Below are 24,018 nucleotides of genomic sequence, written 5' to 3'. Positions count from 1 at the left end.
TGACTATAGGATATGACGTAACGTTATACGCAACCCCCTATGCTCTCCATAGCTGCCTGTTACCGAATCAGCTTGAAATCCCTCCCTTGTTGTGCAATAGTGAAAGGTAGAATATTGAAGGAGGGATCCGCTTGTCCCTTACGGAATGGATGAATGATATCATTGGCTCACTCGACACGCTTGTGGCTGTGCTTCTTGCCACTGCGGTATTTACGGGCCTGTACATATACAGTGCATCCCGGCTACTGGGCGCACGCAAGGATTCACTCGCCCGCATTCGTCAGTCCTTGACGATTTACACCAGACTGGCCGGGCCTCTGGGAACCCTTATCAATCGACCGACCCGAACGGCTGTCCCCGAGGATCTGCTTATCCGGCTTCTGCAGGAATGCAAATCCGCTGACCTGTTGACTCGGGAGCTCCACGAACAGATTGATACCTTTCTAAGTGATCGTGATGAATCCAGATTGACAACACTTCACAAGCTGCTGGACCGCGAGATCAACAGGCTTATGAAGGAGCGCGACGAGCTGGTTGGACGGCTCGAGAAACCAGGTTGGGGTATGGGGTTATGGCTGCTCTTGAAACCTGCAATACCTGCCCTTTCACTAGGTGCTGCAATCCTATGGACGACGATTCTCGTTCAAGAACTAAGGCAATCCTCTGTCTGGACAAACCCCGAGGTATGGTGTCTATGGCTCTCCAACATGATTGCCACGATCTCTTTCTATCGATTGTTGATGGACTCCAGAAGAAGAACGCATGGCGTTATCTATACCGTGCTGCATCTGCTGATTGTAGCTTCAGCCCTGTTTAATCTGATCTGGAACGAGGCCTCACCTTACGTTTTGGCTACCCAATGCTTGCTGTATCTGGCGGGTTTCCGGGTTACGGCCACTCGCCAGCGGCGTGAACGGCCCTATGCCGGGCACCCGGAGCTAATGGAACAATTTCTTCATCCTGCGGGAGATCACGACCCTCTTAGTGAGACGGCACATTCCAGTGAACCGGAGATTAGCAGCAGTCCTCTGCGGTCCAGATAAGACAACAGCGACATGAGTATTACGAAAAACAACCCGCACCGAAATTCATCGGCCGGGCTGTTTTTTTATTTTCGCAATCCTTTGGGGCAGGCAGATATTATCGGATATCACGCTCTTCCATACCGCATTCCTTCTACAAAAAAGAAAAGAACTCCCGCATAAATGCTGAAGCGCACTCCCTTAGACTACATCGGCTGACACTCCAGGGTGTTTTTCCAAAGTCTATTGGATAAGGTGCACTTCATGGCATCGATGGAAGTTCTTATCTCGATACTCGACAACCTTGCGGGGTCATCTTGCGCTCGTTCTTCGTTGTTGGCCGGATGCCCGGGACGTCTTGACCGCTCCGGAGGCCGTATTCTCGAAACGCTTGCGCTCCGTTCGTTCCATCTGAACGATCTGACCCTCATGCACTACGATTTGCAGCGAACCGAATTCCATGTCGTTCAGCAGGCTTGCTATGCGTTCGAGCCACATTTCATCCACTTTTAAAGGTTTAGCCATGGATACGCCTCCTCACCGGGCAAAGCCCCAATCTATTTACTCATCCCACAAGTCGAAGTGGCAACCTACCTGCACGCGTTCATTATTCATTCTTTTCCAACCTACATAGTATGAATTAACATTAGCATGGGTTGGAAACGACTGTCAATGGTCATTTTTTCGCGTAAACCAATTTTTCAGCAGCAGGGTTACGACCGCTAATAACAACAATAATGAGGCCACCGCAAACGATGCCGAAAACTGATACTCGTTGTACAAAATTTCCACGTGAAGGGGCAGCGTATTCGTCTCACCGCGGATATGACCGGATACAACGGACACGGCCCCAAACTCGCCCATGGCTCTGGCGTTGCACAGAATGATGCCGTACAATAGCCCCCACTTGATATTGGGCAGGGTAACCCTCCAGAATATTTGCCAGCCCTTGGCGCCCAGCGTTACTGCCGCTTCCTCTTCTTTCGTCCCTTGGTCTTCCATCAGCGGGATCAGTTCCTTTGCCACAAAGGGAAACGTGACAAACAATGTAGCCAGAACAATGCCGGGCACGGCAAAAATAATCTTGATATCCTGACTTTCAAGCCAAGGGCCGAACCAGCCCTGCCGACCGAAGATCAGCACGAAGATTAACCCGCCGATCACCGGCGATACCGCAAACGGCAGATCCAGCAGCGTAATCAACAGATTTTTCCCTTTAAAACGGAACTTCGTTATGGTCCATGCCGCGATGACACCGAACATCGAATTCAGCGGTACCGCAATGGCCGCTACCAGTAAAGTCAGCTGAAGCGCGGATAGGGCATCTGGATCGGATAAGGCTGCTATATAGACGTCCCATCCCTTCTTAAGCGCTTCGGACATCACCGTAATGAGAGGCAGCACAATAAGCCACAACAGCACAAGCCCAGCCAAACTTATGAATGTCCATTTCACCCACGGCTTCTCCGCTGCAGCCGGAGAGGACGGCGAATTTCGTTTCGCTGCGGGAACGGCAGCGGGTACAGTTCCAGCCATGGTATCCCCTCCTTAACGCGCGGTTTTCCGCGTCCAATGTTGTAAAATATTGATGCCGAGCAGCAGCGCAAAAGAGATGAGCAGCAAGATCAAGGCAACCGCCGTCGCGCCGGCATAATCAAATTGCTCCAGCTTTGTCATGATCAGCAGCGGCGCAATCTCCGTCTTCATCGGCATATTCCCCGATATGAAAACCACGGAGCCGTATTCTCCGATCCCCCGGGCAAAAGCAAGCGCAAATCCGGTCAACAGCGGCGGAATCAGGGTTGGCAGAATGATGGTGCTAAACGTTCGCCATCGGCCTGCCCCCAGCGTAGCAGCCGCCTCTTCCGTATCCCGCTCCGCATCCTCCAGCACCGGCTGGACCGTCCGCACAACAAACGGTATGCCGATGAACATAAGAGCCAGCGTAATGCCCAAAGGAGAGAATGCCGCCTTGATCCCTAGCGGCTCCAGCAGCGATCCGATCCAGCCATTAGCGGAATAGATCGCGGTTAGAGCCACCCCCGCCACGGCCGTTGGCAGGGCGAATGGCAAATCGATCAGCGCATCCCACAATTTTTTACCGGGGAAATCATACCGCACCAGCACCCAAGCCAGCAGCAACCCCAATATCGTATCCGCGAATGCGGCCAGCGCCGCTGTCGTCAGACTAACCCGGTAGGAGGCCAGCACCCTCGGATCGGTTGCAACCGACCAAAACTTCTCCCAGGTTAGTCCGGTTTGATTGAGCAGCAGCGCGGACAGCGGGACGAGCACAACCAAACTCATATAAAGAACGGTCAGTCCCATGCCGATTCCAAAACCAGGGAGCACCCTGCGATGATTTCTGCCTTGCTTCTGTACGCGGAGTACAGCCATGTCCACTCATCCTTTCCTGCCTTCGGCGGTTATGCCGATCAGCTTCCTGGCACGTAAATCTGATTAAAGATGCCGCCGTCATTGAAATGCTTCGTTTGCGTCTCTTCCCATGTTCCAAACACATCCTTGAGCGTAAACAATTCGATGGCCGGGAATTTCTCCTTGTACTTGTCAGCCACGCTGGCAAGCGTCGGACGGTAGTAATTCTCCGCCGCAATCGTCTGTCCCTCTTCACTGTATAGATATTGCAGGTACGCTTCCGCTACCTCGCGGGTCCCTCGCTTGTCGACGTTCTTATCCACGACGGCAACCGGCGGTTCCGCCAAAATGCTGACCGACGGGTTCACGATTTCGAATTTGTCCGGTCCCAGTTCGTTAATCGAGAGATACGCTTCATTCTCCCAAGCCAGCAGCACATCCCCGATCCCACGTTCTACAAAAGTGGTTGTTGCACCACGTGCGCCGCTGTCCAGCACCGGCACGTGGGTGAACAGCTCTTTCACGAATTCCTGTGCCTTCGCTTCATCGTTATGGTTAACCTTGAGTGCATAGCCCCATGCCGCCAGGTAGTTCCACCGTGCGCCGCCGGAGGTCTGCGGGTTCGGTGTGATAACCTCTACCCCCTCCTTGATCAGATCCGGCCAATCCTTAATGCCTTTCGGGTTGCCTTTGCGGACGAGAAAAACGATCGTCGAGGTGTAAGGCGCACTGTTATGCTCGAACTTGCTCTCCCAGCCCTCATTGATCAATCCGGCCTGACGGATTGCATCGATATCGTATCCGAGGGCCAGTGTCACCACGTCCGCCTCCAAACCGTCGATTACCGAACGGCTTTGCTTGCCTGAACCCCCGTGCGATTGCTTAAATGTTACCTTCTGGCCTTGTTCTTTCTCCCAATGCGCCGCGAATGCTTTATTGTACTGGTCATATAACTCGCGGGTCGGATCGTAAGAAACATTGAGAAGTTCCACGCTCGGCTTGCTTGAACCCGAAGCAGGCGCTTCTCCATTGGCGGTTGCGACTGTCTCTGTTTTCTCTGCACCGCAAGCCGTAAGCGCCGCCGTCAACATCATGGTCAATCCGATGAGAACCCCTTGCTTCAACACCTTTTTCATATGGATCACTCCCCCTGGTATTCTCTACTAAACAGGCCGTATGGCAAAAAAAGACGGAGGAAGGCTCATCAGAACAGAGTCAAGCCGGTTTGCTACCGTGCCTGCTCTTGATCCTTGAGCGTTCCTCCGTCGATACGGTGAGAACAAAATATTATAATTCCTACCTGTTTAGTATGTTATGAAGCTATTGTAATAAGTCCATCCTCTGCTGTCAAACCTTTTTTTCAAATAATTACAAGTTTGGCCCCCCCCGGTCCATAGAACCATTTTTGGCCCGCGAACGCAGTCACAGCGTGGTTTTCCATTTACTGAGGGTTGTATGAACTCGCTTCCATCCTTATAATTCAACCCCAAAGGAGATGATCACCATAAGAAAGCCAACTAGGAAAATAATTTCTGCTCTTTTCCTAAGTATTCTTCTGTTCATGCCTGCATTCGCCCAAACGACGGAGGCAGCTCCGCTGTTAAAGCCGGGCAGTGAAAACGGGGATGTCTGGGAACTTCAATATCGCCTGAAAACGCTGGACTTCTACACGCAGCCGTTGGATGGCAAATATGGCGCAAACACGAAAACAGCTGTTACCCGTTTCCAAAAAGAATACGGTGTGCCAGCCGATGGAGTTACCGGCGCACAAACCTGGAGACAGCTGAAAAAATATACGTTAAATCAATCCGAAATGGATGTCATGGCCAGAGTCATTTACAGTGAAGCCCGCGGTGAGCCTTACAAAGGACAAGTTGCCGTCGGGGCCGTTGTCATGAACCGCATTCAATCCAGCGAATTTCCGAATGATATTCGGGGCGTTGTCTTTCAAAAAGGGGCCTTTACAGCCGTAGACGATGGACAATACTGGCTCCCCCCGAACCGGACCGCCTATTTGGCCGCATTGGATGCCGTTCGCGGCTGGGATCCGACTTTTGAATCCCTTTACTATTTTAATCCCAAAACAGCGACCAGCAAATGGATCTGGTCCAGACCGCAAGTGCTGCAGATCGGCAATCATATCTTTGCGCATTAATTATTCATCGAATGAATCTTTAAACCCATGAATTCCTATGAGTTCCTATGACCTTGCTTAGCCTGTTTCCTCTCTTTGCGGAGGTTGAACACCGTGTTCCTTGTTCATTGCTACGGGCAAAGAACACCAAAAAAAGAAGCAGCTCAAGTCCCATTTCCGGGTCTTCGGGCTGCTTCTTCTTTATATAAGTTAACGTTTATTCGCCTTTGCCTTCTCTACAGGACAGATACATACCGGGCGCGTAACTTCTAGTGTATAACCCGTAGAGACCAGGTTACCCGTGTCCGGATCGATCCGATAACTTGCGATCAAACCATTGTCCTGATTCGCCGTCAGCAGAAAGCCCTCTGGCAGTATATTGAAGTGGCGCGGCGTTTTACCGCCGGAAGACACCCAGTTGACTGCGCGGAGCGTACCGGTCTCCTGGTCGATCACATATTGAACGATGCTGTCATGGCCCCGGTTGGAGGCGTACAGATAACGGCCGCAAGGAGATACCAGCAGGTGGGCCGATGTGTTGTTATCCAACACTACATCCTCTGGCAGCGTCGATATATGCTGTAATATTTTCAAATCCCCAAATGTCCCGTCGTTTGCGTATGCCGTTACCGTGCTGTTCAGTTCGTTCGCGCCATACACCCACTTGCCTGATGGATGAAAGGACACATGCCTTGGGCCCGAGCCTGGCGGAAGACTGATCTCGCGGTGGGTGACCAGCTTGCCTTCCTCCAGCCGATACAGGTTCACATCATCCATGCCCAGGTCACTGACCACGATATACTTGTTGACGGGGTCTTCAAATATCGAATGCGGATGCGCTTCCGATTGACGGTCATCGCGAAGACCGCGTCCGCTGTGCTTGATCTTGGAGACCAGCTCTCCGATCTGACCGTCTTCTTCTAATGCCAGCACCGATATATGTCCATCGCTGTACCCTGTCGTAAGCAGGTAGTTCCCGTCCGATGTCCGGGATACATGACACGCACCGGATGAGCCGGTAGACTGAACATTCAGCAGCGTTAATTCACCGGTTACCAGATTGGCCGAATAAGCCGACACATCGCTTTCGCCCTTCTCACTGGCTGCATACAGTACGGAGATGGAATCATCGAAATCCAGATAGGTAGGGTTTTCAATACCCGCCGTACCGCCTAAGAGACGGAGCTCTCCTGTACCCCGATCCATCGCCCCCCAATGAATGCGATTCTCTTCATCCGAACCGTAGGTTCCTATGTAAAATATCAGTTCCTGTCCTGCTGTCATGTGATCCACTCCTTTGTCTAATGAATGTTCCGGTGACCCGGTCTGATCCTTATTATGTATTACCCATAAGGGCTTCGTGCTTACCGCCTTTTTTCAATTCGAACCGGCAAGCCCCCGCCACGTTGCTCTACCCCTTATTACTCACGAAGAAATCTATTGCTAGCATTGGTTTTATCATGTACGATTACCACAATTACCCCTCTATTCTATCATTCGTTGAAGGAGATGACAGCCAATTGAAGAAAAAAATAAGCCTACTGGCATTCGCTCTTCTGTTCCTGTTCGCCAGCGCGACGCAAGCCGCTCCGGCAAAGATTCAAGGGAATATCCGAGTCTACCTCGATAACCAGGAAATCAAATTTCAGGCAGCCCCTATTATGAAAAATGGAGTTACCTTCGTGCAATTCCGCCCTCTGTTTCAGGCCCTGGATTATAAAGTCAATTGGAACAGCGGAAATAAACAGGTAACGGGTACATACCTCGATCAGAAGCTGCAGATGACCATCGGGCAGAAGACCGCTTATGTCAATGGCGCAAAAACCACGCTTCAGATCGCCCCATTCACGCAAGGCGGCAACACGCTGGTTCCCCTTCGTTTCGTAGCGGAAGCCACCGGACTGCCCGTGAAGTGGGACTCCAAGTCACGTACCATCAAGATCGACCGGGAGGGTGCAATCGACAACGCCACCGACGAGGTGAAGAAGCTTTATCATACAATTGAAGAAGCTGGTAATGCCAAGAAACTGGATGCTGTCATGAGCGCCTTCCATCCAAAATCTCCTGTTTTTGCAGAAATCCAAGAAAATTATCAGAACCAATTCAAGAACGATCTGCATGTATCCGCTGACGTATGGGAAGTAACGGTAGCCGGAACGTCGATCCATGCCTACACCAGTGTGACCCTCGACCGCACCAGCGGGCCTTTTGCTTGGGATGCTACGCTCCATTACGAGAATCTCTTGAAGAAGGACGCGTCGGGAGCATGGAAAATCTATGATCTGAGCCATTACGAGACGGAATATCTAGTCGGAGATGAACTGCTGGAAGCTCATCCGGAAGTGCCGGAAGCGGAACAAAAAGCCATAGTGGCGACCATTGACACCCAGTCCAAGGGCTTCAATGATGAGAATGGTCCGCTGCTCATGTCGGTTATTCATCCGGAATCGGCCTTCCACGAGATGTTCCGAACCAGCATTGCGGAAGGCATCTTCGATGAGGTGAATTTCAACCTTAAATCAGTTGAGCTCCGAACGGTCTTCTTCCAAGGGGAAGACGCCGTCGTCTACGCTGAAGAAACCGATGATGCCGACGGTGAAATCATCCATTCGACCTCCCTTTACTGGCTCAAGAAAACCGAAGGCAAATGGCTGATCTATGATGTACTGGAGCTGGAATAGGTCATTGGCATAATGAACTTGTTCGATTTAACCGTGAATTCCCCGGCGAGGGGAGCTCACGGTTTTCTTTTTGTACCCACCGTGTAAAGCCATACGATGATATTCTTCCTTCCCACCAGCGTCACGATAGACTTTATCGGCAAAGGTTTTACCAAGACGATGGGTCATAGTTACCGACTATTGGGTATAAGTAGATACCTTTCTCTTCGAAGGAGGCATCATCGATATGGAAACGAACTCAGCAATTGAAGTCCAATTTCACTGCCGTCAGTGTCAAGCGGATATCCGGGTTACGTTCAAATCAGAACAGTTCACCACGGTACTCTGCCCGCAGTGCGATTACAGCTATTCACTCATGAGACCAACCATTGGTGAAGAGATCCTGCTGGATTGGGAGAAAGAAGCCGTATTCCAAAAAATCCGCGCAGACCAAACCGAGCATGACAAAATGGAGCTCATGCTCCTCGTCATCAAGGTCGTCGAGCTGCTGACCTGGCGGGATGAGGGGAATGGCCATATCCGGGCCATCGAAACACTTCGTGAGTGGCTGCTGCTCAACGGAGTGCCCAAAGCTCTAATTGAACTCCTGGATGCCAAGGGACACGAAGGCAGCTCCCCTACCGCGCACAAGGAATAGCGTCATCAAGCCCTTGTTTCAAGATATAAATACATGAGAAAGGAACCGTTCTCCGGCCTTTATGGTCGGGGGCGGTTCCTTTTTCTAATCCTCATTTCTGGCGCATCACTTTAAATGGAGATGCTCTCCTATTTACACATGTTGGAACTTCATTATTTAACCTTGCGTATTATCGTTAAAGAAAGGAGCTGATTGACCTCTGTTCATCAACTTTATATTAACAGTGTTAATGGGCATCGCATTCATCGCGATTGGGCTATACGCCATCCGAAATCCGCATTCATGGTGGTTTAGAAGAACCAGGGATGATATTGAACTCAGCGATTTGAGAATATGGTATCTAAAATTCGCCGGCAAAGTGGCCATCGCATTCGGCGTTGTGGTTATCCTGATGAGCTTTCAGCATCTTTAAGTTTATTGAATCGGCACCTCGAATGCCTGCTCCATGACACCAGGATAACTGCTTAACGTAAATGTCAGCGGCTGAGGGTAAACCCCGGGCTTAAGGTGAATATACTGCGTAATGAGGCTTACCTCAGAATCCGATGAGGATTGGGACGAGGCACTGAGCCCCCCTGCATCCTCGTTGATCCTATGCTTTTTCCCTTCTCCATCCACAAACTCCGGTTCAATCGACACGCTGCCCATATGCCGGTCAGCCTGTTCTTCGTATTCAACTGTCAGCGTATGCCCCGTGTACTCTCCGAATCGAAGGTCGCCGTCCGGTGAACGAATGACCTCCTTCTTATCCGTATCCACCACGAGTTTCATCTTCGAGGGGTCCACCGCCTGGAATCCGCTCGCTTTCAGCGTGATCGATTCCGGCTTCTCCAATATATTGCTGTCGAAGAAGTAAGTCATGTCTCCGCCGCCTGCACCGGGCAAAAAGGCGGAATCGCTGTTCAATCTGATCTTCTCGCCGTTAACCACGGCTTCCAAATACACATCCCATAAACCGGATACCTTCATCGTATTGCTGGATGGGATGTTTGCTTTCACGACGATACCGGCAGGAGACAACACGGCTTCTTTCAAATAGAACCGCTGACTCTCAATCTGCAGCATTTTGTTGAGCGGAATCGTGCTAATATACTTCCGGACTGTCTCCATATCAACGGATACGTTAATATCGAGCACCTGCTGGTTTTCTGCCGAGGATTCATAAGCCGTATTTGTCGAATAGGGGGCAATCTTAAAAGATAACGTCAATTCCTCAGGTATAGCGTGATTCTCAGCCATATGAATGTACGATCGGGAATGGAACAGCTTGTCGGCGCCGGGCTTAATCTCGTTTCCACCCGACGACCCAATACTATAAGGCAGCGGTTCGCTGGATCCCCGGCGCTTCATCTCCACACCCTTTAAATCTGCGGGATTCTCCGCACGGTTTTGGATCGTATAGAACACCTCCATCTGCTGGGAGCCTACAAGTATCCCGTTGACCGTTACCGTATAATCCCCCTTGGTCGCCGATTGATCCACCAGCTGAATCATGCCGTGTTTGTTGGCTGAATTCAGCGTAATATCTTCTCCGAAATCAAACCCGGTCAATGGCGGATACGGCCCCTGAGCCGCCATTTGCTCCTTGGGATTTACCAGCCCTTCGTTCCCGCTCCAGACGACGAACAGCAGCGCAGCCGCAACGGTTACAGCCACGGCAGAGACGGTAGCCATTCGGGCCCGGCTCCGGTGCGTGCGCCGTCCTCTTCGCATCCCGCTTCGCACCGCCGCGTCCAATGCTTCATCGGATACAACCGCTTCGCTGATCTCCGCGTCCCTGTTCATCTCCTTGAGCATTCGCTCTTCCTTCTCAAACATGGAATATGGCACCTCCTGGCTCGATTTTTTGCCGCAGCAGCTTTAATCCTTGATGCAGCCGGGTTTTGACCGTACCCTCCGGAACATCGAGAATATTGGCGATATCGCTGATCGTCATGTCCTGATAGTATTTCAAAATCAGCACATGGCGGTATTTGGGCTTCATCCGGCTGAGCGCACGCTCCAGATCCAGCTTGCTGTCACTGACCATCTCGGCAGCCGTCTCCTGGCTGCGCACTTCTTCAACCGGAACCATGCGTTTTTTTCGTTTCTGCTCATCCATGCAGCAGTTAATCAGGATCCGAATGAGCCAAGGGACAAATGCCTCCGGATGCTTCAGCTTCCGGCACTTCACCCAGGCCCTGCACACCGTCTCCTGCAATACCTCCAGTGCGTCACTCTCGTTATGCAAATAACTGTACGCAATTCCATATAGGCGCCTTCGGTGCTCCGTCACGAGTGCATAGAACGCTTCCTCGTCTCCTCTGCATGCAGCAGCCGCAAGCTCATTATGATCTATCATCCGATTACCCTTCCCCTTGTCCGACCTGCCTCGCTTGTTTACATCACTGTATATAAGACTGCAAAGTGATTCAAACGGTTTTTTTATTTTTCGCACAAAAAAAGCCCGCCCGGTTGGGCAGACTTGTACGTATCTTCGATTAACTTCGTTTTCTGCGTCCTTTAAAGAAATAATGGTATCCAAGATAGCCGATGCCGCATAACAGCAGCATAAGCGCAGAAATCCAGATGACAGGAAGCAGATATGGCGTGTGCTGACTGGCTACATACAGAAGTACCGCGGAGAAGGCATACATCACCATCAGAAGTACGATGCGTTTGAAAATATCCATGTCGTCCGCCCCTCACCCTTCATCTCAATAATCTACATTTTTTTCCGTATATCTATCTTTATGGTAACGCAAAACAATGAAAATTGCACTCAAAATTTGGTAAATATATAAAAATTTTAGGGGTGAAATGAGCCTATTCATGAAAATGTTAAAATTTAGGCTTGATAAAACTAATGATATTAGTTATTATACTAACATAATTAGTTTTGAGTGAAAGGGGAATCCTTTTATGTTACAAACAACGATTGAGCACGTGACTCAAATTTCATTTCTTCCTCGCCTATTCCCGATAAATGTCTATCTTGTAGAAGAGAGCGACGGCATTACGCTGATTGATGCTGGTATGTCATTTTCCCAAAAGGGAATCCTGCAAGCGGCAGCCGCTATAGGTAAGCCCATCACCCGGATCGTGCTGACCCATGCCCACGGCGACCATGTCGGGGCGCTCGACGGGTTAAAGAAAGAGCTTCCGAATGCGTCGGTCTACATCTCGCGGCGTGATGCGCTGCTGTTGAAAGGAAACGCGGAGGTCCAGCCTGGGGAGTTGCAAGCTCCGATTCGCGGAGATATCCCCAAGAACATAACCACCGTTCCGGACGTGCTTCTGGCTGACGGGGATTCCGTTGGTTCGCTCAAGGCGATCGCCACTCCCGGACACACGCCGGGGCATATGGCATTTCTCGATGAGCGCAGCGGTATATTGATTGCCGGCGATGCTTGGCAGACACGGGGCGGATTAGCCGTATCCGGTGTGCTCAAACCCTGGTTTCCCTTCCCTGCCATGGCGACCTGGAGCAAGGAGCTTGCCTTGGAAAGCGCCAAAGTGCTAACCGCACGAAAGCCCGCCGTTCTGGCCGTCGGCCACGGACGGATGCTAAAGAATCCTGTCGCTGCCATGCAGAAGGCCGTTACGCATGCGGAATCTACAATTAGGAGGAATGCAAAATGAGTCCAAGACCCGGAATCGACCGGCTTCAACTGCTTCAAACCGCTGCCGATCTGGCGGATCAGGATGGACTTCATGCCGTGACCTTGGCCGCGCTTGCAGGCAAGCTGGGCGTTCGGTCGCCTTCCCTGTATAACCACGTAGACGGACTGCCGGGTCTGCATGCCGCCCTGATGCTGTATGGCCTCCAGACATTGCATGATCGGCTGCTGAAGGCTGTCGCCGGCCGGTCTGGTGAAGACGCGCTGCGTTATGTATGCCTTACCTATGTCGACTTTGCCAGATCTCACCCCGGATTATACGAAGCCGCATTGCAGCCTCTCCATCCGGAACAACAGGAGGCGCAGCAGGTAGGCAATCAGATTGTCGAGCTTCTGCTCCAAATTTTGGCTCCATACCAGCTCAGTGAGCAGGAGGCGCTGCATGCCGTGCGGACACTTCGCAGCCTGTGCCATGGCTTCTCATCTCTGGAACGCGGGGGTCAATTCGCTATGGATCTGAATGTAGATGAAAGCCTGGATTTCATGATCCGGATTTTCATCGATGGACTCCAACCTTAAAGACGACCGCCGCCAAACCGCGCTGATCCTCCCGCTCCTGCCTGATTTTGCCTGGCATCAGAATGTGCTATAATCAAAAGGCAGCACATTTCATGTCATTTTATTTATGGAAAGAGGTTCTGAATTGTGGTTAATTTCGATTCCCCAATTCTTCAGATAGGCTCTACGATTGCGATGCTGGTTATGGCACTGACCGTTATTTTCATTCGGATGAAAGCGAGCAACCGCCCCGTCACCGTCAAGAAGATCATCATCCCTCCCGTCGCGATGAGCACAGGGTTTCTGATGTTCGTTGAGCCGCAGGTACGCATCCCTATATGGTGGGCGGGAATTGCCTTTCTGGTAGGCTGGTTCATCTTCTCCTATCCACTGATTCGAAGCACCAAATTCGAGAAGGTCGATGGCCAGATCTTCATGCAGAAATCGAAAAGCTTTGTTTACATTCTGCTCGGCCTGCTGGCTGTCCGGCTCCTGCTCCACGGATACATTGAGCAGCATATTTCCATCCCGCAGACCGCGGCGCTGTTCTTCATGCTGGCTTACGGCATGATTGTCCACTGGCGCATCTCGATGTATCGCCAGTATCAGCAATTTACGACACCAGGAGCGGCTATATAGCGGACATGTTCCATCGTTAACTATATAAGTTGAACTAAAGACTCTTAGCCTAAGCAGCACTACGAATGCGGATTATTCTTCCGATCGCTGTGGCCCCCAGATTTCTTCGATACATTCATATCATGGTTAAAATCCGGGGGCAAAGGCGACCACTTCGTTTCTACACAATAATTCCTCCTTCTCCGTTGAAGTTCTTCTTTTCTTTAGTTCAATCTATATAGTCATTAAACTTAATAAACGCAAAAAAGAGTGCCGATATTCACGCAAACCGGACGGATTGTACCCGTTCGGCCGTGAAGCTCCCGTGTTGAGGAGTTTCACGAAGTCGTGAATCCGACACTCTTTTGTTATCTATATCAAAAGACTAACTCTGCTCCTCGCTTACCTTCACCAGCTGTTTCCCCAGATTCTGCCCGGAGAAGAGCCCCAGAAACGCCTCAATGGTCTTCTCGAAACCATCGACGATATGTTCGGCGTACTGAATGTTACCATCCCTCAGCCATTCGGCCAGCTCATGCAATGCCTCATTGTACCGACTGGCATAGTCGCCGACCAGGAAGCCCTTCATCAGTGCCGTATTGGTCAACAGCAGGCTCTGAATTCTCGGGCCCGTATCGGGTTTTTCCAGGTTATAGAGTGCGATTTGGCCGCAAATCGGGATCCGTGCATTTTTGTTGATCAGACGCAGCACCGCATCCGAAACCTCACCGCCGACATTGTCAAAATAAACGTCCACCCCATTCGGGCAAGCTTCCGCTAAAGACGATGCCAGATCTTCGGTCTGGTAATTGATCGCTGCATCAAACCCCAGCTTCTCGGTCAGGTACTTGGTTTTCTCGTCAGAACCGGCAATACCGATCACCCGGGTCCCTTTGATCTTGGCAATCTGCCCGACAATCATGCCAACGGCGCCTGCGGCACCCGATATCACGACCGTCTCGCCTTCCTTCGGCTGACCGATATCCAGCAGTCCGAAATAGGCCGTCAAACCGGTCATCCCCAGCACGCCCAAGGCGGTCGATACAGGCGCCAGATCCGGGTTGACCTTACGCAGCGTTCCTGTCCGCACGGCGGCAAAGCGCTGCCAGCCCCATGTTCCTGCAACATAATCGCCTGCCCGATAGGTCGGATCCGTCGATTCCATGACCTGCCCTACTGCGCCTCCAGCGATAACCTGTCCTACTTCGTAGGGTTTCGCATAACTCTTGGCATCGCTCATTCTGCCCCGCATATACGGATCCACCGACAAGTATACGGTCCGTACCAGGACTTCTCCGGCTTGCGGAACGGGCAAAGGCTGCTCCTCCAATATAAAATCCGACTCCTCCGGCATGCCTTGCGGCCTTTTGGCTAGTATAATTTGTTCGTTTACAGACATCTGAGTACCCTCCTTTAAAAAAACCGTCATCCTATCTTTACCCATTTTGTCCGTTTACAAATTTCCTAGCCCTAAGGCTAGCCCCTTAACAAGCGGCGCTCTCGCGTTCGGTGCCTAATCCTTTATCTGCTCTTAACGAGCAAATTAACGGCATCCTGCACAAGCTTCTCCGTATCCTCACCATTCTCTTCGGCCTTCCGTACACAATCCACCAGGTTGGAGCTGACGACAACGCCAATGGTTCGGTCGATCGCCGTACGCGAAGCGGATAGTTGGGTGATGACCTCCCTGCAGTCCTTGTTCTCCTCCATCATCTTCAAGATGCCGCGAAGCTGTCCTTCAATCCGCTTGATCCGGTTTTTCATCTGATCGTCGTATTGCATATGACCGTCCTCCTATAATACGTATCTGTCACTGTCAGGCTTGTCCTTATCCCTATATTATACAACAAATGCCCGCTCTTTCCTTGCGACCTGCACCGCCCGGCGGTATCCGCTCGAAAATCCGCACCCTGTCTCCCTCGTTGCAGGCCAGGATCAGCGACTTCGACTTGGGGCTTGAATACGCTCAGAGCGCGTGGTATATTTTTAATCAGCTAATGAATTCATAAGCAACCGGATCCAAACCTCATAATTTAAAGGCAATGTTATCTTACAAAGGTACAACCTCGGCTATTCATAGTCCTGGCTGTGCCTTTTTTAATTTACCTATTTAAGGAGGAATTATCGATGTTCTTGGAAGCCATCTATCACCGTCCGCGCAAAAACTGGTCCTACGCTTATAACGGCACGACCATCCATCTCAGAATCCGCACCAAAAAAGACGACCTTACCGAAGTGTACGCCCTCGCAGGCGACAAGTACCTGTGGGATCAAACGATGGAATATATTCCGATGACCAAGCTGTCCTCGGATGAAATGTTCGATTATTGGGAGTGCGAGGCAACTCCTCCGTACCGCCGTTTGAAATACGGCTTCCTGCTCCAGCAGGTTGACGAGAAGCGCTGGATGACCGAATATGATTTCCTGACAGAGCCGCCGGCCAATCCGGACCGCCTGTTCGAGTACCCGTTCATCAATCCGGATGACGTTTTCCACCCGCCTGCATGGGTCAAGGACGCGATCTTCTATCAAATCTTCCCGGAACGCTTCGCGAATGGGGATACAAGCAATGACCCGGATGGCACTTTGCCTTGGGGCAGTGCCGAACCGACGCCGAAGAACTTCTTCGGCGGTGACCTTCAGGGGGTTATCGACCATCTTGACCATTTAAGCGAGCTCGGCGTCAACGCGATTTACTTTACGCCGCTGTTTACGGCAACAACAAACCATAAATACGATACTGAAGACTATATGGAAATCGATCCGCAGTTCGGCGACAAGGACACGCTGAAGAAACTGGTCGATCTATGCCACGCGCGCGGAATCCGCGTCTTGCTGGATGCGGTCTTCAATCATTCCGGCAGAACGTTTGCCCCATTCGTTGACGTGCAGAAGAACGGTTTGAACTCCAAATATAAGGATTGGTTCTACGTTCGCTCCCTGCCGCTGGAAGTGGTGGATGGCATTCCGACTTACGATACCTTTGCTTTCGAGCCGCTGATGCCAAAGCTGAACACGGAGAATCCGGAAGTCCGGGCTTACCTGCTCAAGGCTGCCGAGTACTGGATCAAGGAAACGGGCATCGACGGCTGGCGCTTGGATGTAGCCAACGAGGTGGGACACAGCTTCTGGCGCGAATTCCGTCAAGTCGTGAAAAAAGCCAACCCGGATGCTTACATCCTTGGCGAAGTATGGCATGAATCCTCCATCTGGCTGGAAGGCGACCAGTTTGACGCCGTCATGAACTACCCGTTCACGAATGCCGTACTGGATTTCTTCATCAACCGTACCGCCGATGCCGAGAAGTTCTCGTTCATGCTCGGCAAGCAGCTTGCCGGCTATCCGAGACAAGCCAGCGAAGTGATGTTCAATCTGCTGGACAGCCATGACACCGCAAGACTGTTAACGCAGGCGAACGGCGACAAACGCCTGATGAAACTGGCCGCGATGTTCCAGTTCACGTACTTCGGCACGCCTTGCATCTATTACGGCGACGAAATCGGCATGGACGGCGGACACGATCCGGGCTGCCGCAAATGCATGGAATGGGACGAGTCCAAGCATGACAAGGACCTGTTCCATTTCTACCAAACGCTCATTAAGCTCCGCAAAGAGCATTCCGCTCTCCGCACGGGAACCTTCAAATTTTTGAAGGCCGAGAAGAACGGCGGCAAAATCGCTTACCTGCGCGAGGACGACAACGAAACGATCCTCATTGCCGTCAACAACGACAAGGCGGGCAACACGATAACCGTCCCTGTGCAGGACCAGCAATGGACGAACCTGTGGAACGGCGAAGGTCTCAGCGCGAAGCAAGGCCAGCTGACCGTGAAGCTGCCTGCTTACGGCTTTGCGATCTTGAAAGCCGGGCAATAAAATCAAACTCCCTTTGAATGCCATATGGCCCGAGTAGCGGTCCGGCAGTCGAAGGGAGTTTTTTTATCCGAGCACAAATTGGTCGGCCAAGGTAAAGAGCAGAATCGTCAAGCTAATGACCTGATTCAGGTTGTAGGAGGCAAGGTGCATCCGCCTGCGGCTGGAAGGCTTGATGATGCGATGCTCCACGGCAAGCAGTATCACCGAAACGGCAATTCCCGCCAAGTAGAGCCAGCCTAAGCCTTGGATAAAGTAAAGGGAAACCAGCAGGATGATCATAATCCCGTGCAGCATTCCGGAAATGAGCAGTCCGCCCTCTAACCCAAACGCGCGGGGAATGCTCCACAAGCCGGTGCTCCGGTCGAATTCGATATCCTGCGTGGCATAGATGATATCAAAGCCTGCAATCCACAGCATGACGACGGTACCGATGATAAACGGAATGAATGCGAATTGCCCCGTTACGGCAAACCATGCCCCGATCGGAGCCGAAGCGATCGTAAAGCCCAGATACAGATGGCACAGCCAGGTGAAGCGCTTCGTGTACGAGTACGTGCAAATCAGCACGATCGCTGCCGGAGAGAGTCCCAGGCAGAGCGGGTTCAGCATCCCCGCCGCGAGAATAAAGATGGCGAAGTTAACGGCCACAAATACGTACACCTCGCGAGGCAGCAGGAGTTTTCTTGGCATATGGCGAGTCGCCGTCCGCGGGTTAGCGGCATCAAACTTCAAATCGGCGATGCGGTTGAAGGCATTGGCTCCATTGCGTGCGGCTACCAGCGCAATCAACGACCACAGCATGACATGCCATGACGGTACGCCGTCCGCGGCCCAGATCATGGAAATGATGGCGAAGGGCAGCGAGAACAGCGTGTGGGAGAACATCACCAGTTCTCCGAACATTTTGGTCTTATGAACGACTTTATACATCATCTGCATCCGAATCCAACCTCATTCGTTTACGAATTGGGATAACCCAGCCAGCACCTTGTCCAGCGCACTGAGCATGGCCTCGATATCTTCCTCCGGAATCATCATGGCCGGCTGGAAAGCCAGCACGTTTCGGCCCACCCCATTTTTGCCGATAATAAATCCTTCTTCCTTCATGCGCTCCAGAATGATATCCGTCCATGCTGCGCTTTCCTCTTCGGTCGCTCCACGGATTTCGGCCCCCGCCATAAAGCCCTTGCCTCGGACATCGGCGATTATCTTATATCGGCCTTGCAGCTCCCCCAAACCTTCGATGAGCCGCCCGCCAACGCGCCGGGAACGCTCAACCAGGCCCTGCTGTTCGATGTAATCCAAGACGGCAAGCGCCGTGACGGATGATACCGGGTTGCCGCCAAAGGTCGAGGCGGAAGGCCGATCCAGACTGGCGGCAATCTCGTCCGTCGTGGAAAAGGCGCCGATCGGCACGCCATTGCCTAGTGCCTTGGCCATGGTAAGAATATCAGGCACGATGCCGTAATGCTCGATCGCGAACATGCGTCCCGTGCGGCCGCAGCCCGTCTGAACTTCGTCGGCAATCAGGAGAATGCCATGCTCCTCCAGCATCGTCTTCAGCTCACGGAAATACCAATCCGGCGGCACGATCATTCCCCCGTTGCCTTGGATCGCCTCCACGATCATGGCGGCGAAGGTGTCTCCCTTCGCAGCGAGCACACTCGCCAACGCATCCAGGGAACGGCGAGCGGCAGCATCCTGATCCATGGCAGGATCATAGGGACGAGGAATAAACGTAGCCACCTCCTGGTCCAGGAAATCATCGGCACGCCACATCGGGATGCCGGTCACATTCATGGTCAGGAAGGTGCGGCCATGAAGGCCGTAATCCAGCGCCAGAAAATGGCGGCGTTTCGTGTGCAGACGGGCGACAAGCAGCGCGCCTTCATTCGCTTCGGAGCCGCTGTTTACGAAGAACGTTCGCTTTAAGTTGCCAGGCAAAACGCCGTTTGCCAACCGCTCCGCCAGATCTGCCATCGGCTGGGTAAGGTAAATGGTTGACGTATGCTGCAGCGTCTGCAGCTGTTCGATCGTTCTTGCCGTAATGGCTTCATTGCAGTGGCCGCAGGCGACAACCGACACTCCCGTAAAGAAGTCGACATACGCTTTGCCATCATGCCCGTAAAGTTTATGCATCTTGCCGCTGATGATCTGGGGCGGCTCTTTATAGAAATTGGCCGTGCAAGGGTAGCCGTATTCCCGACGCTTTGTCACGATAGCTTCCGGACCCATATACGTCTGATCTGCATGCGTCATGGATATTCACCTCTTTGAATTGTTCTCTTGTTCCCCATGTTCCGGGAAAATACGTCAAACGAATGACTTATGTCGGGTTAATCCTCATACTCCGTCTCGAAGCTCAACTCATACTTCCGTCAGCTCAAGCTGCATGGCATGGCCGAATTGGAGCGAACCCAGTGTATAACCGGCATAGATCGGTGTCATGTCTTGATACAGCCTGCCGCAGGAGTCCAGGTTCAGGGCAGCTTGACGATATATCCGCACCAGGCCGCGAAGCTGCTCCGTCGTATACGTCTTCCCTTCAATGCGGAAGTGATTCACGCCCGCTTCGTGCAGCTCCTTCAAGAACGGCATGAAGCAAAGCTCTTTTGCCAGTGCCAAGTGGTTACGCCCTGCGGCATCCCGGTATACAGGGTTCTCCCCTTTATCCGTAAGCAGTACGAGATGTCGGTTATCCACGAACCGGTTATCCTCTTCAGCTATGGGCTCAAACTCTGCCGCATTGGCGTACAGGTCATGCTCCAGATACATGACGATGGGCGATCCGTGGACGATGACCTCGAGGGGAATCTCCGGATGACGCAGCAATTTCGTCAAATCATGGAGCTGAAGCTCAAGGGACGGAATGACTCTGGATATGCCAAAATGCTTCTGATAAAACGAAGCCGCCATATGGTTGTATATATTCAGGCTGAAATCGGCAATCATCGGCAGCCCTAGAGATTGAAACTTGTGCATGGCACCGATGTTGGAGGCAAGCAGGCCATCCAGGCCATAAAACTTATGCTGTTTCCCCTCGGCGAGGAAATGATGGTACTGCTCCATATGCAGCTCATTCATCATGCGCGGCATGCCAAGAATCATTTCGGCATTCCCTTTATCCGCCGTCAAAGCTTCGATATCCTCACGACCGAAAGGGCGATCCGGCTGGAACACGTCGCCTGTCAGATAGATGACGTCCGCGCCTTCTTCTATTGCCGCTCGGGCCTGCTCCACCGAGTTGACATGCACCGTAATTTGCGGAATCGACGTGCAAGGCTGCTCCCGCTTCGCATGACGAAGCGACTCCTTCACCTGAAGCACCCGCTCCTCCTTCATCTCGCGTTCCGCGGTAGGCGTGCTGAACACCTTCCCCGAACTGTAAAACTTGCCTGTTCCTTCATAACGGCGATTGATGAACGCTAGTCCCGGCTTGCCAAAGGCATAAGCGGTCGTGAAATCGCGCTTCCGGTTTTTATGCAGCGTATCCGCCCCGTCTTCGCGGTTAAAGCCCAGCGGATCCGTAATGTAACGATCTATGGCATCTCCGTAAGAATTAACGACCATCAGCAGAAATTCGATGTCTCTCATGCGTCCTTCTATTTTAAAGCTGGTAATCCCAGACTTGACCAGCTCCGGAATATGCTCGTACATATACATATCTTTCGCCGCAAGCGGGTACTCGGTAGGATAGAGGTAGCCGTCTTTTTTCACCCGATAATCCCAGCGGCAGGGCTTCATGCATCGTCCCCGGTTGGAGCTGTTGCCGAACAGCATGGAGCTGTACAGGCAGTTAGCGCCGTGAACGGTGCACATATCACCGTGCACAAAATACTCGAACTCCATTCCGCTCCTAGTGTGCAGCACCTCCGCCGTCTTCAGGTCCATCTCCCGGGAAGCCACGATGCGGGAAACGCCCAATGCTTTGACGGCTTCAATCATCTCCAGATTGTGCACATTCATCATGACCGAGGAGTGAACCGGAATATTGGTATAGTTCATCTCCTGAATCAGAGGAAATACGGCCAGATCCTGCGCGATAATGGCATCCGGGCCAATCTCGTTCAAAAAGGCGAAATAACGCTTCGCTTCCTCCAGATCCTCCTCATCCATCAGATTGTTCACTGTAATGTAAGCACGTTTACCGCGCTCATGGGCCAAATGGACGGCTTCTTTGACTTCCTCATAACTTAAGTTATAGCCCTTGCGCATCATGCGCATGTTCAAGGATGGTCCCCCGAAATATACGGCATCGCAGTTTGCGTCAATGACGGTTTTGAATATCTCGAATGTTCCGGCAGGAGCTAACAGTTCCACTTCTTTACCGTTAAAATAACGAGCCATCGTCCGTTCCTCCTCATCCGCAAAGTTGTTTTTTTCGATTGTAACATAATTCACAATCATTATTAGTGAATTAATTCACAGAAAAAAACACAATGCTCTTCATTCTCCGAGAAGCAACTTAAGATCCGCTTCTGTTTTAATATTGACCCATCATTCATTCAATACTAAAATAAATCTCATCAAGTTCTGTAAATGATTGAAGATTGATTAGGTATTCTTTCGTGAAGGAATGAAGATTTTATGCCACGCTCACCCAGCGAGAACGAACGCATACGCCAGATGGCGAAAGAGAAAATTTTAGAAGCCGCCATGGATTTGTTTATCCATCAGGGCTACCATGCCACTTCCATTAGTGATGTAGCCAAGCAAGCCGGCATTTCCAAAGGGCTGCTCTATAACTATTTTCCAGGCAAGGAAGGACTGCTTGCCGCTATGGTCGAGGAGCGAATCGCAGGCGTTGCCGAAGTCATAGAGAATGCAGCTTCGCTCCAAGCACCCGCAGATCAGCTGAAATATATTTTGGAGCAAGCCATCGACAACGTCGATCGGCAGCCGGAAGTATTCCGTTTTTACTTGCATCTTCAAACCCAGCCCGAAGCGGATCAAGAGCTGTTTCCCTACAGCAAGCGTCTTGTGGAAGAGGCTGCACGGCAATTTGAGATTCAGTGCCGCATATTCGAAAGCCTCGGGGTTCCCGAGCCGCGCAAGCGCTCCTTGTACTTTTCTTCTACCCTGCAGGGCATCATGCTGATGATATCCACCTATCCCCAGCACTTCCCCATTGAAGAAGTGAAGGAGCAGATGCTGAAGGAGTTTTGCCCGTAACGAAAAAAGAGCCGAGGTTTACCTGTGTTTCAGGTTTCCTCGGCTCTTTGCTGTACGAAAATTGATCTTCGCACGCTTAAAGGGGATTTGATCTTTAGTTATTTTGAATTACGCCTTCAACGGGAACCAGCACATGGAAGGTCCCACTTTCTAGATCATGACCCTCGCCGAGCCAAAAAAATACACTTGTTCACCTCTTCATAAAGGGCATCCTCATCACATTGATCATTGGACATAATGCGCATGAACAGCTAACTTTTTCAACTTTTTCTCTTCCTTCATGTCCTTAATCAGTTATGCTATGAATAACAGGATCGAAACGTACGTGAGGAGGAAAAAAACGATGGCTATTCACTGGCTGGAACCGGATATCGCCGAATGCACCCGAAGAGGAATCGCCTACTTTACGTCGGAGCTGGAGATGGCGAATGGCCTGCCCTGCAAAATGTACCGCATTACCGAAAAGTTCGGGAGCTTATCCGATCATATGCATGACTATCTTCAAATCTGGTATGTCAGCAAAGGCGAATTCATCCATACGCTCTATGGTCAAAAATACCGGATGGTCCAAGGCAATATATTCGTGCTCCCTCCTTACAGCGTCCATCGCGTGGAGATGGTCCCCGGGAAAGAACTGGAGGTGCTGGGGTGCGAATTCATGCCGGCCTTCATTAACGAGCGATTGGAGGGAATGCCGGCTAAGCCGCAGCTGTTCGACCTTTCCTTTATCAAGCCTTTTGTCACGACCGAAGACCGTGTCCCGCTCAAAATCACCTTAACCGGCGGCAGCGACCTCGCCGTAAAGGAGCTCCTGACCGAAATGCTGAACGAGTTCGGAGGCCGCGGCCCATTCTTCGATATTCTGCTGAAGGCCAATCTGCTGAAGCTGCTGGCCATCGTGAACCGCGAGCATGCCGAGCAAGGCAAGCATACAGCGGTAACCGCCGGCAGCGCCCCGTACCGTGAGCCCATTTTGGAATCCGTACAATATATTCACGACCATTACGACCAGCCTCTATGGCTGGAGGATCTCTGTGCGCGGACGATGATGTCTCGGACGAACTTTTGCCGACGGTTCAAGGAAGTGACCGGCTGGACCTTCAGCCAGTACTTGGCCAACTATCGGATACGGATGGCCATGCGGCTGCTGACGGAGCCCGAGCTCACGGTAACCGATGTATGCTTTAAGGTCGGGTTTAACGAGCTTCCCTACTTCTGCCGCACTTTCAAGAAATATACGGGAACGACTCCTGCCTACTACAAAAAGAACGCTTTTAAAACCGTGGACTAACACCCCCGGTACGATAATCCAATAAATAAACACGATAGTGAAATCGATCGGTTC

Annotated in this window: 23 protein-coding genes; 10 read left to right on the top strand and 13 right to left on the bottom strand. The window is 51.6% G+C overall.

Translation table 11 applies throughout. The annotated features are described in order from the left end of the window. Positions 1 to 131 precede the first annotated feature (131 nt). A complete protein-coding gene (locus MKY82_RS03370) occupies positions 132 to 1,043 on the top strand; it encodes a hypothetical protein (protein WP_339295486.1) in 912 nt (303 codons plus the stop codon). 291 nt (positions 1,044 to 1,334) lie between these two features. Here MKY82_RS03370 and MKY82_RS03365 read toward each other — a convergent pair whose 3' ends face one another. The 4 genes from MKY82_RS03365 to MKY82_RS03350 form a co-directional block, all read right to left on the bottom strand. Continuing rightward, entirely contained in the window at positions 1,335 to 1,547 is a 213-nt protein-coding gene (locus tag MKY82_RS03365; RefSeq protein WP_071222142.1) for a YezD family protein, read from the bottom strand. 144 nt (positions 1,548 to 1,691) lie between these two features. Continuing rightward, positions 1,692 to 2,558 carry a sulfate ABC transporter permease subunit CysW gene (gene cysW / locus MKY82_RS03360; RefSeq protein ID WP_194540738.1) on the bottom strand — a complete coding sequence of 289 codons (867 nt, stop codon included), beginning with the start codon at positions 2,556 to 2,558 and terminating at the stop codon, positions 1,692 to 1,694. A 12-nt stretch (positions 2,559 to 2,570) separates the two neighbouring features. After that, complete coding sequence (gene cysT / locus MKY82_RS03355; protein ID WP_113060891.1) at positions 2,571 to 3,419, bottom strand: sulfate ABC transporter permease subunit CysT; 849 nt, start codon at positions 3,417 to 3,419, stop codon at positions 2,571 to 2,573. A gap of 38 nt (positions 3,420 to 3,457) precedes the next feature. Beyond that, complete coding sequence (locus tag MKY82_RS03350; RefSeq protein WP_071222147.1) at positions 3,458 to 4,534, bottom strand: sulfate ABC transporter substrate-binding protein; 1,077 nt, start codon at positions 4,532 to 4,534, stop codon at positions 3,458 to 3,460. A gap of 359 nt (positions 4,535 to 4,893) precedes the next feature. On the opposite strand from MKY82_RS03350, the gene sleB reads away from it, so the two are divergent. Next, positions 4,894 to 5,553, top strand: coding sequence for a spore cortex-lytic enzyme (gene sleB, locus MKY82_RS03345; RefSeq protein ID WP_220686688.1), 660 nt, complete (start codon positions 4,894 to 4,896; stop codon positions 5,551 to 5,553). Between the two features lie 189 nt (positions 5,554 to 5,742). On the opposite strand, the gene MKY82_RS03340 is transcribed toward sleB, so the two are convergent. Continuing rightward, entirely contained in the window at positions 5,743 to 6,816 is a 1,074-nt protein-coding gene (locus MKY82_RS03340; RefSeq protein WP_220686689.1) for a lactonase family protein, read from the bottom strand. Between the two features lie 236 nt (positions 6,817 to 7,052). On the opposite strand from MKY82_RS03340, the gene MKY82_RS03335 reads away from it, so the two are divergent. Together MKY82_RS03335 and MKY82_RS03330 are read left to right on the top strand one after the other, a co-directional pair. Further along, positions 7,053 to 8,213, top strand: coding sequence for a copper amine oxidase N-terminal domain-containing protein (locus MKY82_RS03335; RefSeq protein ID WP_339221432.1), 1,161 nt, complete (start codon positions 7,053 to 7,055; stop codon positions 8,211 to 8,213). Positions 8,214 to 8,439: 226 nt separating this feature from the next. Beyond that, positions 8,440 to 8,850: a hypothetical protein gene (locus MKY82_RS03330; RefSeq protein ID WP_339295485.1), complete on the top strand. Its 411-nt coding sequence runs from the start codon at positions 8,440 to 8,442 to the stop codon at positions 8,848 to 8,850. Positions 8,851 to 9,264: 414 nt separating this feature from the next. On the opposite strand, the gene MKY82_RS03325 is transcribed toward MKY82_RS03330, so the two are convergent. The 3 genes from MKY82_RS03325 to MKY82_RS03315 form a co-directional block, all read right to left on the bottom strand. Beyond that, positions 9,265 to 10,668 carry a DUF4179 domain-containing protein gene (locus MKY82_RS03325; RefSeq protein WP_339295484.1) on the bottom strand — a complete coding sequence of 468 codons (1,404 nt, stop codon included), beginning with the start codon at positions 10,666 to 10,668 and terminating at the stop codon, positions 9,265 to 9,267. Next, on the bottom strand, positions 10,661 to 11,191 hold the full coding sequence (locus MKY82_RS03320; protein ID WP_216532684.1) for a sigma-70 family RNA polymerase sigma factor: 531 nt from the start codon (positions 11,189 to 11,191) through the stop codon (positions 10,661 to 10,663). Before MKY82_RS03320 ends, MKY82_RS03325 begins: the two co-directional genes overlap by 8 nt. A 139-nt stretch (positions 11,192 to 11,330) precedes the next feature. Next, positions 11,331 to 11,522 (bottom strand): hypothetical protein, encoded by a 192-nt coding sequence (locus tag MKY82_RS03315; RefSeq protein ID WP_071222164.1) that lies wholly within the window; start codon positions 11,520 to 11,522, stop codon positions 11,331 to 11,333. 229 nt (positions 11,523 to 11,751) lie between these two features. Here MKY82_RS03315 and MKY82_RS03310 point away from each other — a divergent pair, with 229 nt between their 5' ends. From MKY82_RS03310 to MKY82_RS03300, 3 genes are all read left to right on the top strand, one after another. After that, positions 11,752 to 12,471 carry an MBL fold metallo-hydrolase gene (locus MKY82_RS03310; protein WP_220686694.1) on the top strand — a complete coding sequence of 240 codons (720 nt, stop codon included), beginning with the start codon at positions 11,752 to 11,754 and terminating at the stop codon, positions 12,469 to 12,471. After that, positions 12,468 to 13,028 carry a TetR/AcrR family transcriptional regulator gene (locus MKY82_RS03305; protein ID WP_194540728.1) on the top strand — a complete coding sequence of 187 codons (561 nt, stop codon included), beginning with the start codon at positions 12,468 to 12,470 and terminating at the stop codon, positions 13,026 to 13,028. Before MKY82_RS03310 ends, MKY82_RS03305 begins: the two co-directional genes overlap by 4 nt. Before the next feature lie 126 nt (positions 13,029 to 13,154). Next, on the top strand, positions 13,155 to 13,646 hold the full coding sequence (locus MKY82_RS03300; protein WP_071222169.1) for a cytochrome c biogenesis protein CcdC: 492 nt from the start codon (positions 13,155 to 13,157) through the stop codon (positions 13,644 to 13,646). Positions 13,647 to 14,010: 364 nt separating this feature from the next. Here the strand turns inward: MKY82_RS03300 and MKY82_RS03295 are convergent, their stop codons facing one another. Next, on the bottom strand, positions 14,011 to 15,024 hold the full coding sequence (locus MKY82_RS03295; RefSeq protein WP_194540727.1) for an NADP-dependent oxidoreductase: 1,014 nt from the start codon (positions 15,022 to 15,024) through the stop codon (positions 14,011 to 14,013). Between the two features lie 122 nt (positions 15,025 to 15,146). Then, complete coding sequence (locus MKY82_RS03290) at positions 15,147 to 15,407, bottom strand: metal-sensitive transcriptional regulator (protein WP_071222173.1); 261 nt, start codon at positions 15,405 to 15,407, stop codon at positions 15,147 to 15,149. A gap of 345 nt (positions 15,408 to 15,752) precedes the next feature. On the opposite strand from MKY82_RS03290, the gene MKY82_RS03285 reads away from it, so the two are divergent. After that, positions 15,753 to 17,501, top strand: coding sequence for an alpha-glycosidase (locus MKY82_RS03285; RefSeq protein WP_339295483.1), 1,749 nt, complete (start codon positions 15,753 to 15,755; stop codon positions 17,499 to 17,501). Positions 17,502 to 17,564: 63 nt separating this feature from the next. Here MKY82_RS03285 and MKY82_RS03280 read toward each other — a convergent pair whose 3' ends face one another. The 3 genes from MKY82_RS03280 to MKY82_RS03270 form a co-directional block, all read right to left on the bottom strand. Next, on the bottom strand, positions 17,565 to 18,440 hold the full coding sequence (locus MKY82_RS03280; protein ID WP_339295482.1) for a UbiA-like polyprenyltransferase: 876 nt from the start codon (positions 18,438 to 18,440) through the stop codon (positions 17,565 to 17,567). 12 nt (positions 18,441 to 18,452) lie between these two features. Then, complete coding sequence (locus tag MKY82_RS03275; RefSeq protein WP_339295481.1) at positions 18,453 to 19,760, bottom strand: aspartate aminotransferase family protein; 1,308 nt, start codon at positions 19,758 to 19,760, stop codon at positions 18,453 to 18,455. Positions 19,761 to 19,868: 108 nt separating this feature from the next. Continuing rightward, positions 19,869 to 21,848 carry a U32 family peptidase gene (locus MKY82_RS03270; RefSeq protein WP_194540723.1) on the bottom strand — a complete coding sequence of 660 codons (1,980 nt, stop codon included), beginning with the start codon at positions 21,846 to 21,848 and terminating at the stop codon, positions 19,869 to 19,871. A gap of 240 nt (positions 21,849 to 22,088) precedes the next feature. On the opposite strand from MKY82_RS03270, the gene MKY82_RS03265 reads away from it, so the two are divergent. Both MKY82_RS03265 and MKY82_RS03260 read left to right on the top strand, forming a co-directional pair. Then, complete coding sequence (locus tag MKY82_RS03265) at positions 22,089 to 22,673, top strand: TetR/AcrR family transcriptional regulator (protein ID WP_194540722.1); 585 nt, start codon at positions 22,089 to 22,091, stop codon at positions 22,671 to 22,673. Positions 22,674 to 23,016: 343 nt separating this feature from the next. Continuing rightward, entirely contained in the window at positions 23,017 to 23,964 is a 948-nt protein-coding gene (locus tag MKY82_RS03260) for an AraC family transcriptional regulator (protein WP_339295480.1), read from the top strand. The last annotated feature ends 54 nt before the right edge of the window (positions 23,965 to 24,018 follow it).

Origin of the sequence: Paenibacillus sp. FSL W7-1279, from assembly GCF_037969845.1 — a bacterium.
Taxonomy (GTDB): Bacteria; Bacillota; Bacilli; order Paenibacillales; family Paenibacillaceae; genus Paenibacillus_AQ.
Note: the sequence above shows the minus strand (reverse complement) of the source record. Positions and strands in the feature narration are given on the sequence as shown.